Genomic DNA, 16942 nt, shown 5'->3' on the forward strand with positions numbered 1-16942 from the left:
ACCCTAGGACGGCGCCGCGGGGGCGGTCGCCGTCGTCGCGTCGACCGGCGCCGGACCGAGGACCGGCGCCGGCGGCACGGGCAGCGGGAACGGCTCGCGGTCGCCCACCGTGGCGGACCCGTCCGGGCCGACCGTGACGACCTGAAGGTCCACCATGCGCCGCGTCCCGGGGTCGAAGCGGAGCACGGTCAGCTCCGCCACGCCGTTCAGCGGACCGACGGTCGGCCGCCCGGACGTGGCGCCGGCGGTGCTGGAGCTGACGTACCGGATCCCCTCCCCGACCTGCACCGGACCGGTCCGACGGTGCTGGTGGCCGGACAGCTGGACCGGCACGCAGCCGCTGCGCATCGCCGCGTCACCGACCCGAGGGGTGTGGATGAGCAGGACGTCGACGCCGTCGGCGTCGTCGCAGGCGGCCTCGGCCAGGCGCTCACCCACCTCCGCGGCGCTCTCGTCGGCGATCGGCGAGGTGCCGGCGCCGATCTGGGTCTGGTTCGGGTCGCGGTCCCCCAGGATGCGGACGCCCGCAGCGGTCACGACCTCGCCGTCGAGGACCGTCCACCCCGACCCGCGCTCGTGGTCCCCGGTCTCGGCGCTGTCGTGGTTGCCGTCGGAGACGACGCGCTCCACGCCGTCGGGCACCGCACGGGAGAACGTCGTCACGCAGTACCGCTCCACGCTCGTGCCGTTGACCGTGGTGTCACCGGCGTTCAGGACGACGTCGGCACCGGACCGCTCGGCGACCGTGCGGATGACACGGGCCATGCCGATGTTGCAGTGCAGGTCGCTGACCAGCAGCAGCACCGTGGGCTCGACGGCGTCGTCCGCACCCTCGTCGGGGGCGGACGTGGGGGTCGGTGTCGCAGCGGGGTCCGCTGCACCCGCGACCACGGCGCCGGGCAGCGGACTCCCGCCGTCCCCGGTGCCCGCCCCGGTCCCGCGCGCGTCCGGCGCCTGGGCCGGGGCGGTCGGCGCGGTGGTGTCGCCGCCGGGTCGCTCCAGGGACTCCCCCAGGCGGGCGGCACGCCCGGCCGCGGCGCGCTCGGCGGCCTCGGCCTCCTCGCGGGCGGCGATCACCTGGGCGCGGGCGTCCCAGGCCTCGGCGACGGACGTCTGCGCCGAGGAGTAGAAGGCCTCGTTGCTGCGGTAGGCGTCCACCACCCGGCCGCCGTAGGTGTCGACGATCCCGGCGAGCCGGCCCGTGATGCGGGCGCCCTCCAGTGCCGTGCCGGCGAACACCGGCGACGCCGGCCGCCCCGCACCCGGGCGGTCCCGGCGGTCGATGCTGCTCACGCACGTGACGGCCACGAGGACCGCGATGACGACGGCGCTGCGCACGGCCGGGCGGTGCCCGCCGAGCCGGGCGGCGAGCTCGCCTCGGCGGGCCGGCCCGAGCAGGGTGCGCAGCACGAGCGCGACGACCACCAGCCCGACCAGCAGCGTCAGTGCACGGCGCAGCGCGTCGACCGCGAGCGCACGGGCGGCGTCCTCGATCGTGGCCTGCGGGCCGGTGAAGAACTGCACGTACCCCTGCAGGTCCTGGCTCAGCACCTGGACCGTCCGCGCCGGGTCGACCGCGGTCACCTCGGCCGGGATCTCCTCCACCCGCACGTCGGCCCCGAGCGTCAGCGGGAGGGGCGAGGCGACCTCGAGCGTCCCCAGCGGTCCGACGTCGACGGTGACCAGGTCGTCCGTCGTCATCGCGTACCGGGCGACGTGCGGCCCGAGGCTGCCCTGGACGGACGCCGTCGTGACGCCGAACACGAGGGAGACGACCACCGCGAGCGCACCCCACCCGGCGACCTGGCCCCAGCGGACCTCACGCAGACGCGCCCGCGTACGGCCGGCGACCGGCCCCCGTCCCCAGCGCAGCCGGGGCAGCCGAGCGCTCAGGCGCGGGCGTCCCGCCACTTGACCCACTCCCGCACGAGCGACAGGTCGTAGTCCGGCCCGCCGACGCCGATCGTGAACAGGGTGGCGCCGGCCTCCACCAGCGCCTCCGCGCTGTCCTCCGGGCTGCCCTCCACCCCGACGGAGCGCTCGATCCGGCTCGCGTCACGGCCGACCGCGACACCGTGCTCGTCGAGGATCGCGCTCTTGCGGCGCAGCACCTCCAGGTCGGCGAAGGAGTGCCACTGGTCAGCGTGCTCCGCCACGATCCGCAGCGTCTTCTTCTCGCCGCCCCCGCCGATGAGGATCGGGATGTCACGCGTGGGAGCGGGGTTGGACCTCGCCCACCGCGCCTTGATCCGCGGCAGCGCCTCGCCGAGGTCGGCGATGCGGCTGCCCGCGGTGCCGAACTCGTACCCGAACTCGTCGTAGTCACGCTCGAACCAGCCCGCGCCGATGCCGAGGATCAGCCGGCCGCCGGAGATGTGGTCGACGGTGCGCGCCATGTCAGCGAGGAGCTCGGGATTGCGGTAGCTGTTGCAGCTCACCAGGGCGCCGATCTCCACGCGGCTGGTCTGCTCCGCCCACGCGCCGAGCATCGTCCAGCACTCGAAGTGCTGGCCGTCCGGGTCGCCGTACAGCGGGAAGAAGTGGTCCCAGTTGAAGATGACGTCGACCCCGGCGTCCTCGGCCCGGGCCACCGCGTCGCGGATCGCGGCGTAGTCGGCCTGCTGGGGCTGGATCTGCACGCCGATGCGGATGGGATGGCTCATGAGCCGGGAGCCTACGCACCGCCTCCCCCGCGCGCCGTCCGGCGCTCGCGGTGCGGACGGGCGTGCCTAGGGTGGGGCCACAGCCGTCGCCGGACCGGCGACGCGACCAGGACGCAGCGAGGGGCCATGACGACGTCGCCGGACACCACGGGGCAGGACACGACCGGCGCATACGTCACCGCCGGGCAGGAGTTCACCCGGGACACGAACTACATCACCACACGGATCACGGCGGACGGGCGCGACGGGTACCCCGTGGAGCCGGGGCGGTACCGGCTCGTCGTGTCGCGCGCGTGCCCGTGGGCGAACCGGGCGTCGATCGTCCGGCGGCTGCTGGGGCTCGAGGACGCGCTGTCGCTCGGCGTCTGCGGCCCCACGCACGACCGGCGCAGCTGGACGTTCGACCTGGACCCGGGCGGCGTCGACCCGGTGCTGGGGATCCCCCGCCTGCAGGACGCGTACCTCGCGCGGTTCCCCGGCTACGAGCGCGGCATCACGGTGCCGGCGATCGTCGACGTGGCGACCGGTCAGGTGGTCACCAACGACTACGCGCAGATGACGCTGGACCTGTCGACGCAGTGGCGCGCGCACCACCGCGAGGGCGCGCCGGACCTGTACCCCGAGGCGCTGCGCCCCGAGATCGACGAGATCGTCACGGTGCTGTTCCGGGACGTGAACAACGGCGTCTACCGCTGCGGCTTCGCGGGCAACCAGACGTCCTACGAGCGGGCCTTCGCCCGGCTGTTCCGCCGGCTCGACGAGCTGAGCGAGCGGCTGGCCCGCCAGCGGTACCTCGTCGGGGACACGATCACCGAGGCCGACGTCCGGTTCTTCACCACGCTGGCCCGGTTCGACGCCGTCTACCACGGGCACTTCAAGTGCAACCGGTCGAAGCTCACGGAGATGCCGGTGCTGTGGGCCTACGCACGCGACCTGTTCCAGACGCCGGGGTTCGGCGACACCATCGACTTCGACCACATCAAGCGCCACTACTACGTCGTCCAGACCGACCTGAACCCGACCCGGATCGTTCCGGTCGGTCCGGACCCGTCCGGATGGCTGACGCCGCACGGCCGCGAGGCGCTGGGCGGGCGGCCCTTCGGGGACGGCACGCCGCCCGGTCCGCCCCGTCAGGCCGAGGTCGTGCCGGTCGAGCACTCCGCCGCGGGGTGGCCGGCCGCCTGAGCGGTCACCCGCCGGACCGAGGTCCGGCGCCGACGGCGGTGCCAGGCGGCGAACAGCGCGGCGGCGAGGGCGACCTCGGCGACGTCCCCGGCGGAGTACATCCACCGCGCGGCGTCCTGCAGCTCGCCGACGCCGTGCCCGTTCCCGGCGGGCAGCAGCGGGGCCCGGGCGTAGAGCACCTTGGCGAGGTAGCCGTGCGCCGCCGAGGCGACGACGAGCACCCCCACCCGGGTGCGCAGGCCCGGCCGGCGGGACGTGCGCTCGGGCCCGACGAGGGACCACGCGAACAGGCACCCGGCCGCGAGGAAGTGCACCAGGACGGCGCGGTGCACGGCCGGGCTGCGCAGCGTCAGGGCGTACAGGGGCGTGAGGTAGAGCGCGTACAGGCCGCCGACGTGCAGGAGCCCGGCCGTCACGGGGTGCGCGAGCACCTGGACCGGTGCGCTCGCCAGCGCCCGGACGGCCCGGCGTCGTGCGGCGACGGGCAGGGACGTCAGCGCCAGGGTGACGGGCGCGCCGAGGACGAGCGCGAGCGGCGCCGCCATCCCGAGCACCACGTGCTGCACCATGTGGCCGCGCGCGCCGCCGGTCGCGTCGCCGACGAGGGGCGACACCGCCACGACGGCCGCCGCCACCCCGGCGAGGAAGGCCCAGGTCCGGCGCGCGCCCCACGGGCGACCGGTCCCGGTGCGGACCCCCCTGGCGGCGCGCAGGTACAGCACGACGGCGACGGCGGCGAGGGCTGCCGCGAGCAGCCAGCCCGGCGGCCCGGCGGCCGCCCCGTGCGCGTGGCTCACGGCGCGACGCGCCGACGGGTCGTCACGCGGGCCCGCCCCGCGACCGGGCGGCGAGCACGGCGCCGGCCCCGAGCAGCAGCACCGCCGCGCCGATCCAGGCGACGTCGTACGGCACCAGGTCGACGCCGTACCGGATCTGGTGCACGCGCAGCACCTTGTGGTCGACGACGCCGTCGAACAGCTGGAAGCCGCCGGCCCCCAGCAGCAGTCCCGCCCACGCCGCCGTGCGCCCCAGCGCCGCACGACGCCGCAGGTCGGACAGGCCGAAGAAGCCCGCGACCAGCAGGACGAGCTCGACGGCGTGCAGCACGCCGTCGGAGGCGAGGGCGACCTGCGAGGTCGAGCGGTCGTAGAAGTGGTGCCAGCCCAGGAGCTGGTGGAACACGATCTCGTCGACCGCGGCCATGAGGCCCACGCCGACCGCGGCGGCGACGAGCATCGACCGCCGACGGTCGACGGGGGTGCGGCTGGCGTCACGAGGGCGCGGCATCACGGGGCTCCTGGCGTCGGGCTCCCCACGGTAGCCACCGGCACCCGCATCGACCCGGCGACGAGGTCGGCCGCCGGGTGGTCAGGACAGGGCGCGCCCGAGCTCGGGGAAGACCTGCACGTAGCGGTCCAGCAGCGAGCGCCCGACCGCGACGGAGTCCACCAGCGGGTGCACCGCGAACGCCTTCCACGCCAGCTCGGCCGACCCCTCCAGGGCGGCCGCGATCGTCAGCTGCTCCGCCGCCTTGACGGCCACCATCAAGCCGGCCATGTGCCCCTCGACGGGGGCCACGGGCCACGGGTGCACGCCGCGGGCGTCGACCACGCAGCCGACCTCCACGACGGCGTCCGCAGGCAGCTGCGGCACCAGGTCACCGTTGCGCACGTCGAGGATCATCGTCGCCGGCCGGTCGGTCGCGATCGCGGCCATGAGGTCCAGCGCGACCTGGTGGTACCCGCCGGCGGCGTCCTCGGCGTGACGCTCGCCCTCCTCGCCCTCCGGGCGGCTCTCGGCCATGTAGGTGGCCTCGCGCTCGCGGTGGGACGCCCTCCAGACCGCGAGCGCGTCGGCACCGGGCGCTCCCGCCTCGCGGTAGAAGCGCGCCTGCTGGTCGCGCAGGAACTCCCCCCGGGTCGCCCCGGACGCCGCGATCCGCTGCGTCGCCTCGCGGGTGAAGTAGTAGTAGTAGAGGTACTCGTTGGGCAGCGCCCGCAGGGCACGCACCCAGTCCGGCCCCAGGAGCCGCGCCTCCTCGATGCCCTCGAGCGCGGCGTCGTCGGCGAGCAGGTCCGGCAGGCGGTCGACGCCGTCCACCTGCAGCGACCGCAGCCACCCCAGGTGGTTCAGGCCGACGTAGTCGAACTCGCCGGCCCCGGGCACGCCACGGCCACCGGAGCCCCGGTCCGTCCCGGTCCCGTCCCCGGTGACCCGGGCGATCGACCCGGCCGCGCGGCGCATGAGCCCGATGGGCGTGTCGCAGATGCCGACGACACGGTCGCCCAGGACGCCGCGCATGGCCTCGGTGACCATCCCGGCGGGGTTGGTGAAGTTGATGACCCAGGCGTCCGGGGCCACCGCGGCGATCCGGCGCGCCAGGGCCACCATGACCGGCACGGTCCGCAGGGCGTACGCCTGGCCACCGGGCCCGATCGTCTCCTGGCCCAGCAGGCCGAGGTCCAGGGCCGTGCGCTCGTCGAGGATGCGGCCGCGGGTGCCGCCGACCCGCACGGCCGCGAACACGAACGTGGCGCCGCGCAGGGCGTCGTCCAGGTCGGTGGTGACGGTGAGCCGCGGCGGGTCGGCGAGCGCGCCGGCCAGCTGCTCGACGACGCGCCCGACGACGCGGAGCCGGTCGGCGTCGACGTCGTACAGGGCGACCTCGTCGATCCGCACCGCTGCCGTGGGGCTGCCGACGGCCTGGAACACCTGCGGCACGCGGAATCCTCCGCCGCCGACGATCGTGAGCTTCATGCTGTGATGATCTCCACCCCGGCAGCCCCGTGCGAGGCGGCCACGGACGGAGGACCAGTGACGGACGGACCGGTCGCCCACGCGGCGACGTCGGCGCTGCGGCGCGGCGACCCGCTGGCGCGCCTGCGCGCGGGCGGCGGACCGCCGACCGCCGAGCTGGACGTGCTGCTGTCCGGCCACGTCTTCTTCGACATCGTCTTCACCGACCTCCCGCAGGACCCGGCCCCCGGGACGGAGGTCTGGGCCGGCGGCATGGGGTCGTCACCGGGTGGGATCTCCAACCTCGCCGTGGCCGCCAGCCGCCTGGGCCTGCGCACCGGGCTAGCGGCCGCGTTCGGCGACGACGTCTACGGCGAGTGGTGCTGGGACGTGCTCGCGGAGCAGGAGGGCATCGACCTGTCGTGCTCGCGGCGCCTGCCCGGCTGGCACTCCTCGGTGACGGTGTCCGTGGCGACCCACGGCGACCGCAGCATGATCACGCACGGTCACACCGTCCCGGTCCGGGTCGAGGAGCTCGTCGCCGCCGCACCGCGCACCCGGGCGGTCATGATCGAGCTCGACGGCGCCGCCGCCGGCGCCGTGCCGTGGTGGAAGCCCGCCGCGGACGCCGGCTCGCTGGTGTTCGCCGACATCGGCTGGGACCCCACCGGCGCCTGGGACGTCGCCACGCTGGACGCCCTGGCGGACTGCCACGCGTTCACGCCCAACGTGGTCGAGGCCATGGCCTACACCCGCACCGGCACGCCGGAGGCCGCCCTCGGCCGGCTCGCGGAGCGGGTCCCCCTGGCGGTGGTGACCTGCGGCGCCGACGGCGCGATGGCGGTCGACGCGACCACGGGCGAGCGCGCGCAGGTCCCCCGCATCGACGTCCCGGCGACCGACCCGACGGGCGCCGGTGACGTCTTCGCCGCCTCGCTCGTGGTCGGCACGCTCGCCGGCTGGCCCCTGCAGGACCGGCTGGCCTTCTCGGCCCTGTGCTCGGGCCTCGCCGTCCAGCAGTTCGGCGGCTCGCTCGCGGCGCCCGGCTGGGGGGACATCGCCGACTGGTGGCACCGCACGAAGGCGCAGGCGCGCGACGACGAGCTGCTCGCCCGGTACGGGTTCCTCGGGGACGTCATGCCGACGGACCCGGTCGACGCGGTCCGCCGCGCCGAGGCCACGCTGACGCGCCAGAGCGACCTGCCGCACCGGTGACGCCCGCCGGTCCCGCCGCGCCGGCCGCCCGCGGACGAGCGCGGGGGCCCGGCGGGACGAGGATGTGTCCCGACGACCGAATCACGACCACCGAACCACGACGACCGAACCACCGAGAGAAGGACTGGCATGACACAGACGACGACGACCCGCTGGTGGGCCGTGATCTCGGTCGCGACCATGCTCGGCGTGGCCGCGTGCACGCCGGGGTCCGGCACCGCCGACGAGCCCGCCGAGCCCTCGGGCTCCGGTGAGGTGTCGACCGACATCTCCGACGTCGAGGCCACCCTGACGGTGTGGGACCAGGAGGTCCGGGGCGGGCAGAACGAGCAGATCGAGCGGCTCAACGCGGCCTTCGAGGAGGAGTACCCGGGCATCACGATCGACCGGGTCTCGCAGTCCTTCGACGACCTGGCCACGACCCTGCGGCTGGCGCTGACCGACGACGAGGCGCCCGACGTCGTCCAGGCCAACAACGGCCGCGGGACGATGGGCGCCTTCGTCGAGGCCGGGCAGCTGCTGCCGCTCGACGACTACGCCGACGCGTACGGGTGGCACGACCGGTACCCCCAGAGCGTGCTGCAGTACTCGACCTACTCCGAGGACGGGACCGTCTTCGGCGAGGGGAGCGTCTACGGCCTCCCGCAGGTCGGCGAGGTCGTCGGCGTCTACTACAGCCGGTCCAAGCTCGACGCCCTTGGCCTCGAGGTCCCCACCACGTGGGAGGAGCTCGACGCCGCGCTCGCGACGGCCAAGGCCGCCGGCGAGGTCCCGCTTCAGCTGGGCAACATCGAGGGGTGGCCCGCCGGGCACGTGTTCGGCCCGCTGCAGGCGGCCTACACCGACCCGGCCGACATCACCAGGCTCGGGCTGGGCAACGCGGGTGCCGCCTGGACCACGCCGGAGAACGAGGCCGCCGCCGCCCAGCTGCAGGGCTGGGTGACGTCCGGGTACTTCAACGAGGGCCCGAACGGCACCGACTACGACGCCGCCTGGCAGGCGCTGTCCGAGGGGGACGGGGTCTTCCTCATCGGTGGCTCGTGGCTCGGTGCGGACCTCGAGGACGCCATGGGTGACGACGTCGGCTTCGTCGTCCCGGCCGCGGAGCCCGGCGGCCCGGTGGCGACCACCGGCGGGACCGGCCTGCCGTTCGCGGTCACCCGGGACTCCGACGTCCCGGACGTGGCCGCGGCCTACATCGACTTCCTCACCAGCGACGAGGCGATGGAGGTGATCGCGGAGACCGGCAACCTGCCGGTCAACCGCTCGGCCGAGCTCGCCCCGGAGAGCGGGGTGCAGAGCGACATCTACGCCGCGTTCGGCCAGGTCACCACGGAAGGGGCGCTGCTGCCGTACCTGGACTACGCGACCCCGACCATGGGCGACACGCTCGGCCAGTCCCTGCAGAGCCTCATCGCCGGCGAGATGACCCCGGCCGAGCTGACGGAGGCCCTCGAGGCCGACTATGGCCAGTTCGTCGGCGCTGCGGGCTGACCCCGCGACCGTGCGGGGCGACGCGGCGCGTCGTCCCGCACGGTCGTGGCGGCGCCGGCTGGCGCCGTACGGCTTCCTTCTGCCGGCGTTCGTGCTCTACGGCATGTTCCTGCTGGTCCCGATCCTGCGCGCGGCACAGCTGTCGCTGTTCGAGTGGGACGGGCTGACCCTGGGCACGTTCGTGGGCCTGGACAACTACGCGGCCGTGGTCACCGACCCTCGGCTGCGGGAGGCGTTCGGGCACGCGCTGGTGCTCGTCGTCTTCTTCTCGCTGCTGCCGGTCGCGATCGGGCTCCTGCTGGCCGCGGTGCTCAACCGGGGACGCGTCCGCGGGCTGCCGTTCTTCCGCACGGTGATCTTCCTGCCGCAGGTCGTGGCGATGGTGGTGGTCGCCGTGGCGTGGCGGCAGATCTACGCGCCCGACGGGTGGCTCAACGACGCCCTGCGCGGCGTGGGGCTGGGATCGCTGACCCGCCCGTGGCTGGGTGACTTCACGTACTCCCTCCCCGCGGTCGGCACCATCGGCACGTGGGTGTCCATGGGACTGGTCACGGTGCTGCTGCTGGCGGGTATGTCGCGCGTGCCGACCGAGCTCTACGAGGCGGCCCGGCTGGACGGCGCCGGAGCGGTGCGCGAGCTCGTCGCGATCACGCTGCCGGCGGTCCGCGCGGAGATCACGGTCGCGCTGACGCTGACGATCATCGCCGCGCTGAAGACGTTCGACCTGGTCTACGTCACCACCGGCGGCGGCCCGGGCACGTCCACGACCGTGCCGAGCTACGAGGTCTACCGGCGCGCGTTCCAGCTCGGCGAGGTCGGGATGGCCGCCGCCGTCGGCATCACGCTGATGGTGCTCATCTTCGCGATCAACCTCGTCGTCAACCGCGTCGGGGACAGGTCCACCACATGACCACCTCGCGCGCCGAGCGCACCGCCAACTACGTCATCCTCGTCGCCTTCGCGGCGTTCGCCCTGTGGCCGGTCCTGTCCGTCCTGCTCACCGCGGTCGGGCCCGAGACGGCGGCGGTCGCGCGCGAGGGCCGGACCCTCCACCTCGAGAACTTCGCCGCGGCCTGGACCCAGGGCCGGTTCAGCCAGTACATGGCGACGTCGGTCGTCGTCTCGGTCCTGGTCGTGTCCGTGTCGCTGGTGTGCTCGGTCATGGCCGGCTACGCGTTCGGCACGATGCGGTTCCGCGGGGAGCAGGCGCTGTTCTACGTGTTCCTGCTCGGCATCATGGTGCCCACCGAGGCGATCATCGTCCCGCTGTTCTTCGACCTGCGGTCCCTCGGGCTGACGAACACGGTCTGGGGGGTGGCGCTCCCGCAGATCGCGCAGTCCATCGCGTTCGGGACGTACTGGATGCGCGCGTACTTCCGCGGCGCCAACCGGTCGATCATCGAGGCCGGCCGCCTGGACGGCGCGGGCAGCCACCGCATCCTGTGGCAGATCCTCGTCCCGATCGGACGACCGGCGATCACCACCCTGGTGCTGCTCACCTTCATGTGGACGTGGAACGAGTTCCTCATCCCGCTCGTGATGTCCCCGAGCGGTGACGTGCGCACCGCCCCGCTGGCCCTGGCCTTCTTCCAGGGCCAGCAGGTGCAGGGCACCACCCTGCTCGCGGCGGCGGCCGTCCTGGTGGCCCTGCCGGTCGTGGTGGTCTACCTGTTCCTCCAGCGGCACTTCATCCGCGGGATGATCGAGGGCGCCGTCCGGGAGTGACGACGCCCGGGGCCGCGAGCGCGGCCTCCGGGCGTCGGAGCAGCTGACCGTCCGGCGTCAGGAGACGTTGTCGGTGTACGACACGTCCTTGGTCTCCTTGGACAGGAGCAGCGCGATCAGCGTCAGGACGGCCGATCCGCTGAGGTAGAGGCCGACCAGGACCGGGCTGCCGTCGGCGGCCCTCCAGAGCGCCACCGCGACGAACGGCGCGAGGGCGGCGCCGAGGATCGACGCGACGTTGTACGAGATCGCCGACCCGGTGTACCGGACGTTGGTCGGGAACAGCTCCGGCAGGACCGCGCCCATGGGTCCGAAGGTCAGGCCCATCAAGGTGAACCCGAGGACGAGCAGTCCCATGGTGCCGACGAAGCCGCCGCCGAAGAGCGGCGAGAAGAGCAGGCCGAAGACGAAGATCCCGCTGGTGACGGTGAGCAGGGTCCTGCGACGGCCGAACCGCTCGGCCAGCGGGCCGGAGACCAGCGTGAAGATGCCGAAGAAGACGACCCCGGCGATCAGCATGACGAGGAAGTCGTCACGGGTGTAGCCCAGACCCGGCACGAACGCCTCGGCGTTGAACGGCTTGCCGGCGGCCTCGGCTGCGGCAGCGGCGTCCTCGACGGAGGAGGCGGTGGTGCCGTAGGTGAGGGTGAACGTCGTCATCAGGTAGAAGAGCACGTAGGTCGCCAGCATGATGAACGTCCCGAGGATCAGCGGGCGCCAGCTGGAGACGAAGACGCGGGCCAGGGGCAGCTTGGCGACCTCGCCGGTGTCGATCACCTTCTGGAACGCCGGTGTCTCGACGAGCTTGAGGCGCACGTACAGCCCGACGATCACCAGCAGCGCGGAGGCGAGGAACGGGATCCGCCAGCCCCACGACTCGAAGTCCTCGGCGGACAGCGAGAGGTTGAGGACGAGGAAGAGCACGTTGGCGACGATGAACCCGATCGGGGCGCCCAGCTGCGGGAAGGTGCCGTAGATCGCCCGCTTGTTCGCCGGTGCGTTCTCGGTGGCCAGCAGCGCTGCTCCGGACCACTCGCCACCGAGGCCGAGGCCCTGGCAGAAGCGCATCACGACGAGCAGCGCGGGGGCGAGGAACTCCCAGCCGGGCGTGAGCGCGGTGGGCAGGCAGCCGATGAGGAAGGTGGCGATGCCCATCACGAGGAGCGAGGCGACCAGGGTGCCCTTGCGGCCGATGCGGTCGCCGAAGTGGCCGAAGATGATCGACCCGATCGGGCGCGCGACGAAGGCGACGCCGAAGACGGCGAACGAGGCGAGCAGGGCCGTGGTGGGGTCCTCGTTCACGAAGAACAGGCGCGGGAACACCAGGACCGCGGCGGTCGCGTACGCGTAGAAGTCGTAGAACTCGATCGACGTGCCGATGAGGCTGGCCAGGATGACGCGACCACGGGAGTTCCCGGGTGCGGGGGCCGCGGCGGCGGCGGAGGAGGTGGCCGAGACAGATGACATGGAAGGGGCTCCGGTAGGCAGGGCGGGGCGGGGCGTCAGGCGAGGCGTCGATCGGGCGCCCGGCGCGGTGGAGCGCCGAGGACGGCACGACGGGGCCGCTCGTGACGGCCCGGCGACCCTACTCCCGTCTCGCAGGCCGGTCGTCGGTCGTCCGCCATGCGTACCGGTCGTCGTGCACGGCCCGGCGTCCGCCTCGGTCGCCTCCGTCCGGCGGAAGTCCTCCGCCACGGCAGCGCGCTGCCGATGTGGCCCCGGGACGGGTCGAGCGGCTCGCCCGGAAGGTGGAGCCCATGTCGACGGACCTGCACGCGCCCGACCTCGGGGGCCGGCGCTACTCGTGGTACTCGCGGTTGCCGATCGCGGCGAAGGTCGCGGCCAGCGGAGTGCTCGTCGCGCTCGTCGCGGCGCTGCTCGGGATGGTCGCGCTGGTGCAGATCGACGGCCTGGCGCGCACCCGGGCGGCCGAGGTGGGGGACGCGGTCCCGTACATCACCGGCCTGCAGGAGGCGGCGTTGACGGCCAAGGCCGCGGCCAACGACGAGCGCGGGTACCTCCTGACCGGTGACCCGAAGTTCCGCGACGAGGTCGCGGGTCGGTTCGACAAGCTCGCCGGGCTGCTCGACCAGGCCGAGGAGGACGCGCTGACACCGGACGAGGTCTCCTCCGTGCAGACCCTGCGCGAGCAGCTCGGTGCGTGGCAGGCGGCGCTCGAGGTGGAGTTCGACCTGTACGAGTCCGACCCCGCCGCAGCGACCGCCGCAGCGCTCGGTCCCCACCGCGACCTGCGCAAGGCCTACGAGGGGACCTTCACCGGCGCGCAGGAGGCGCCCCTGGCGGCACTCGCGGCCGGAGAGGAGTTCACCGGCCGTGTCGACACGGCACGCGCCTCCCTCGGGGGCCTGCTCGCGTTCGCCCTCGCCGTCGCCGCGCTCACGTCGTGGCGGCTGACCCGGCGGATCCGGTCCGCGGTCGCGTCCCAGGTCGACGGCCTCACCGCCATCGCCGAGGGCGACCTCACCCGCCGGGTGCCGGTCACCTCCGGTGACGAGTTCGGCACGATGGGCGCCTCCTACAACCGCGCGTGCGAGCGACTGTCCGGAGCCATGACGGGTGTCGCCGAGAGCGCCGGCTCCCTCGTGAGCACCTCGGGCCGCCTGACCGACGTCTCCACCGAGATGGACGACGCCGCCCGGACCTCGTCGGAGCAGGCGAGCGCGGTCGCCGCGGCCGCGGACCAGGTGTCGCGCAACGTCCAGGTCGTCGCGGCCGGGGCGGAGGAGATGAGCGCGTCCATCCAGGAGATCGCACAGACCTCGTCCGAGGCCGCCAAGGTGGCGGCACGTGCGACGGACGTCGCGGCACGGACGAACCGTCAGGTCGCCCGCCTCGGGGCCTCCTCCGCCGAGATCGGCGACGTCGTCAAGGTGATCACCTCGATCGCGGAGCAGACCAACCTCCTCGCGCTCAACGCCACGATCGAGGCGGCGCGGGCCGGAGAGGCCGGCAAGGGCTTCGCCGTCGTGGCCGGTGAGGTCAAGGAGCTGGCCCAGGAGACGGCGCGCGCCACGCAGGACATCGCGAGCCGCGTCGAGACGATCCAGCAGGAGACCGGCGCAGCGGTGCAGGCCATCGCCGACATCGCCGGCATCATCACTGCCATCAACGACCACCAGATGACCATCGCGTCGGCCGTGGAGGAGCAGACCGCCACCACGAACGAGATGACGCGCAGCGTGGGCGAGGCCGCCACCGGCTCCAGCGAGATCGCGGCGAGCATCACCGCCATCGCGGACGCGGTCCACCGCACCACCGGTCACATCGGCCTGGCACGGTCGAGCGCGGGAGACCTCGCCGACACGTCGCGCGAGATGACCGACCGCATCGGTGCCTTCAGCTTCTGATGCCGGGTGTGGTCGGGTCCAGCCGTCGCTCGAGAGGGTCGGACTCCGCCGGAGTGGTCGTACGGTGAAGCCCGGGCGCGTGCCCGGTCCGGTGTCAGGTCAGCGAACGGGAGGTGCGGCGTGCGTCGAGCGGTCATCGGTGCCTATGCCGTCGTGCTGGCCCTGGGGCTCCCCTACGCGCTGCTCCTGCTGCCCGCCGTCCGGCCTCAGCCCGGCTACAGCGCCGCGATCGACGGCTGGCTGAACGGGCTCGTGGACGCCGCCGTGCTCGTGGCGGTGGTCGTCCGGGCGGTGGTCGACAGGCGCGGCAGGACGGGGTGGCTGTGGATCGCCGCCGGGCTCGCGTCCGCCCTCGGCGCGAGCATCGCGTACTACGCCTACTACCAGTTCCAGCCGGCGAGCGGCCTCACCTGGTCCGACGTCGGGTGGCTCGCCTTCTACGTCCTGCTGTTCGTCGGCGTGGTGCGCCTGGTGCACGGCCAGGTCCGGCGGGCGTGGGCAGGGCTGTGGTTGGACGGCGTCGTCGCCGGTCTGACGGCGGCGGCACTGGCGGTGGCCTACGTCCCGGGCGCCGACCCGGTCGTGCCCGGCAACGCCGCCACGGACCTCGTCTGGGCCTACCCGGTCGCGGACCTCATGCTCGTCGCCGTCGCCGTCGCGGCGCTGGCGATGCTCGGTCGCGCCGGTGGGCGGACCTGGTGGCTGGTCTCCGCGTCGTTCCTCACGTTCGCCGTGACCGACTGGGTGTACGCCGAGCAGGTGGCCGCCGGCTCCTACGTGGGGGGCGGACCGCTGGACCTCGGCTGGCTGCTCGCCCGGCTCGCGCTCGTCGCGGCCGCCTGGACGTCGCTGAGGCGTCGTGGTGCCGAGGTGGTCACCGTGGGCGGCTTCCGCATGCTCGCCGTCCCCGGCGCCTGCGCGCTCGCCTCCCTGGGCCTGCTCTTCCACGCGACGACGACCACGCTGCCCACGACCGCCACCGCGCTCGCACTCGCCGCCGGCGTCGCTGTCGTCGGCCGGACCATGCTGACCGTGCAGGAGATCCGCACCCTGGCCGAGGTGACCCGGCAGGCGCGGACGGACGAGCTGACCGGGCTGCCCAACCGCCGTCACTTCTACGACCTGCTCGGCGCAGGTGAGCTGACGCACCGGCACTGCGCCGTCCTGCTGATCGACCTGGACCGGTTCAAGGAGGTCAACGACTCCCTCGGGCACCGGGAGGGGGACGAGCTCCTGCGTCAGGTCGCGAGGTGGCTGCGCGAGCTGGTCGCCGACAGCGGCGTGCTGGCCCGGCTGGGCGGGGACGAGTTCGCCATCCTGCTCGACGGTGCGACGCAGGACGACGCCGTGCGGATGGCTGCCCGCGTGCGGGCCACCCTGCAACGCCCGGTCCAGCTCGGGGCCGCCGCCGTCGTCATCGATGGGAGCGTCGGCATCGCGCTCGCGCCGGAGCACGCCGGCACGCCCGAGGAGCTGCTCCAGGTGGCGGACCTCGCCATGTACGCGGCCAAGGGCCGCCGCCGGGGGGTCCTGGTGTACGACGAGGCGCGCGACGGCATGGGCCGGCGCCGCCTGGAGCTCATCGCCGAGCTGCGGCAGGGCATCGGCGAGGGGCAGCTGCGGCTCCACTTCCAGCCGCAGCTGGAGCTGCGGACCGGCCGCGTGGTCGCCGTCGAGGCGCTCGTGCGCTGGCAGCACCCCACCCGGGGCCTCCTCGGCCCGGGGGACTTCATCGACCTCGCGGAGTCGGCCGGGCTGATGGGGCTGCTCACCACCTGGGTCGTGGAGGACGCCCTGCGTCAGTGCCGGCAGTGGCGCGACGAGGGCCTGCACCTGCGGGTGGCGGTCAACGTGAGCCCGTCCGCCGTCGTGGACCGCGCCTTCCCGCAGCAGGTCGAACGCCTGCTGCGTCATCACGGGATCCCGGCCGAGCGCCTGGTGCTGGAGGTGACCGAGGAGCTCCTCATGAACAACCCGCAGCGGACGGTCGACGCGCTGAGCGTGGTCCGAGGCCTGGGTGTCGGGGTCTCCATCGACGACTACGGGACCGGCTACTCGAGCCTCGCGTACCTCAAGGACCTCCCGGTCACCGAGCTCAAGCTCGACCGCTCGTTCATCGCGAGCATGGGCTCCAGCGCCCGCAGCTCGGCGATCGTGCGCTCCACGCTCAACCTGGCCCACGCGCTGGGTCTGCACCTCGTCGCCGAGGGGGTGGAGGACGAGGCCACGCTGCTCGCGCTGGCAGGGCTCGGGTGCGACCTGGCGCAGGGGTACCACCTGAGCCGACCGCTCGTGGCGGACGACGTCCCGGACGCCGTCCGGCGCATCGCGACGGCCCTCGCTCGCGCGTAGCGCGCACGGCGCGGTCCTCCGCCGGCCGGCTCGACGGTCGAGCGGGCCGGTCCGCACGCGCCGTCCGTGGGCCTCACGCGCAGGACACGCCTCCGTCGGTCCCCTGCCGACGGTGGCTGCTTCGGCGACCCGACCGTAGGTACCCGCGCTCGAACGCACGCTCGCCCGCCAAAATACCTGCGGGCTCTAGGCGCCTTATCGCCC

Annotated in this window: 13 protein-coding genes; 7 read left to right on the forward strand and 6 right to left on the reverse strand. The window is 73.9% G+C overall.

Annotation, left to right across the window (positions count from 1 at the left end; translation table 11 throughout):
• Positions 1–3: 3 nt before the first annotated feature.
• Both CAE01nite_RS08220 and CAE01nite_RS08225 read right to left on the reverse strand, forming a co-directional pair.
• Positions 4–1911, reverse strand: a complete 1908-nt coding sequence (locus CAE01nite_RS08220) for a metallophosphoesterase family protein (RefSeq protein ID WP_246131079.1) — start codon at positions 1909–1911, stop codon at positions 4–6.
• Positions 1890–2663 carry an LLM class F420-dependent oxidoreductase gene (locus CAE01nite_RS08225; protein WP_146902593.1) on the reverse strand — a complete coding sequence of 258 codons (774 nt, stop codon included), beginning with the start codon at positions 2661–2663 and terminating at the stop codon, positions 1890–1892. Before CAE01nite_RS08225 ends, CAE01nite_RS08220 begins: the two co-directional genes overlap by 22 nt.
• 126 nt (positions 2664–2789) lie before the next feature.
• On the opposite strand from CAE01nite_RS08225, the gene CAE01nite_RS08230 reads away from it, so the two are divergent.
• Positions 2790–3848, forward strand: a complete 1059-nt coding sequence (locus tag CAE01nite_RS08230; RefSeq protein WP_146902596.1) for a glutathione S-transferase family protein — start codon at positions 2790–2792, stop codon at positions 3846–3848.
• Here CAE01nite_RS08230 and CAE01nite_RS08235 read toward each other — a convergent pair.
• The 3 genes from CAE01nite_RS08235 to CAE01nite_RS08245 all read right to left on the reverse strand — a co-directional run bounded on the left by CAE01nite_RS08235 (position 3794) and on the right by CAE01nite_RS08245 (position 6605).
• A complete protein-coding gene (locus CAE01nite_RS08235; protein WP_146902599.1) occupies positions 3794–4645 on the reverse strand; it encodes a cytochrome c oxidase assembly protein in 852 nt (283 codons plus the stop codon). The two genes, CAE01nite_RS08230 and CAE01nite_RS08235, sit on opposite strands and share 55 nt — an antisense overlap.
• A gap of 22 nt (positions 4646–4667) precedes the next feature.
• Entirely contained in the window at positions 4668–5135 is a 468-nt protein-coding gene (locus CAE01nite_RS08240; RefSeq protein WP_222595853.1) for a DUF2243 domain-containing protein, read from the reverse strand.
• An 81-nt stretch (positions 5136–5216) separates the two neighbouring features.
• Entirely contained in the window at positions 5217–6605 is a 1389-nt protein-coding gene (locus tag CAE01nite_RS08245) for a 6-phospho-beta-glucosidase (protein ID WP_146902602.1), read from the reverse strand.
• Positions 6606–6662: 57 nt separating this feature from the next.
• Here CAE01nite_RS08245 and CAE01nite_RS08250 point away from each other — a divergent pair, with 57 nt between their 5' ends.
• The 4 genes from CAE01nite_RS08250 to CAE01nite_RS08265 all read left to right on the forward strand — a co-directional run bounded on the left by CAE01nite_RS08250 (position 6663) and on the right by CAE01nite_RS08265 (position 11018).
• On the forward strand, positions 6663–7799 hold the full coding sequence (locus tag CAE01nite_RS08250) for a carbohydrate kinase family protein (protein WP_371862892.1): 1137 nt from the start codon (positions 6663–6665) through the stop codon (positions 7797–7799).
• 129 nt (positions 7800–7928) lie between these two features.
• Positions 7929–9293, forward strand: a complete 1365-nt coding sequence (locus tag CAE01nite_RS08255) for an ABC transporter substrate-binding protein (protein WP_146902607.1) — start codon at positions 7929–7931, stop codon at positions 9291–9293.
• On the forward strand, positions 9265–10203 hold the full coding sequence (locus CAE01nite_RS08260; protein ID WP_146902609.1) for a carbohydrate ABC transporter permease: 939 nt from the start codon (positions 9265–9267) through the stop codon (positions 10201–10203). Before CAE01nite_RS08255 ends, CAE01nite_RS08260 begins: the two co-directional genes overlap by 29 nt.
• Positions 10200–11018, forward strand: a complete 819-nt coding sequence (locus CAE01nite_RS08265) for a carbohydrate ABC transporter permease (RefSeq protein WP_146902611.1) — start codon at positions 10200–10202, stop codon at positions 11016–11018. The genes CAE01nite_RS08260 and CAE01nite_RS08265 overlap by 4 nt, the downstream gene beginning before the upstream one ends.
• A gap of 57 nt (positions 11019–11075) precedes the next feature.
• On the opposite strand, the gene CAE01nite_RS08270 is transcribed toward CAE01nite_RS08265, so the two are convergent.
• On the reverse strand, positions 11076–12485 hold the full coding sequence (locus CAE01nite_RS08270) for an MFS transporter (protein WP_146902613.1): 1410 nt from the start codon (positions 12483–12485) through the stop codon (positions 11076–11078).
• Between the two features lie 290 nt (positions 12486–12775).
• Between CAE01nite_RS08270 and CAE01nite_RS08275 the strand changes: the two genes are divergently transcribed.
• On the forward strand, positions 12776–14386 hold the full coding sequence (locus CAE01nite_RS08275) for a methyl-accepting chemotaxis protein (RefSeq protein ID WP_222595854.1): 1611 nt from the start codon (positions 12776–12778) through the stop codon (positions 14384–14386).
• Positions 14387–14506: 120 nt separating this feature from the next.
• Complete coding sequence (locus CAE01nite_RS08280; RefSeq protein WP_146902615.1) at positions 14507–16738, forward strand: putative bifunctional diguanylate cyclase/phosphodiesterase; 2232 nt, start codon at positions 14507–14509, stop codon at positions 16736–16738.
• The last annotated feature ends 204 nt before the right edge of the window (positions 16739–16942 follow it).

This window comes from Cellulomonas aerilata, assembly GCF_007991755.1.
Taxonomy (GTDB): domain Bacteria; phylum Actinomycetota; class Actinomycetes; order Actinomycetales; family Cellulomonadaceae; genus Pengzhenrongella; species Pengzhenrongella aerilata.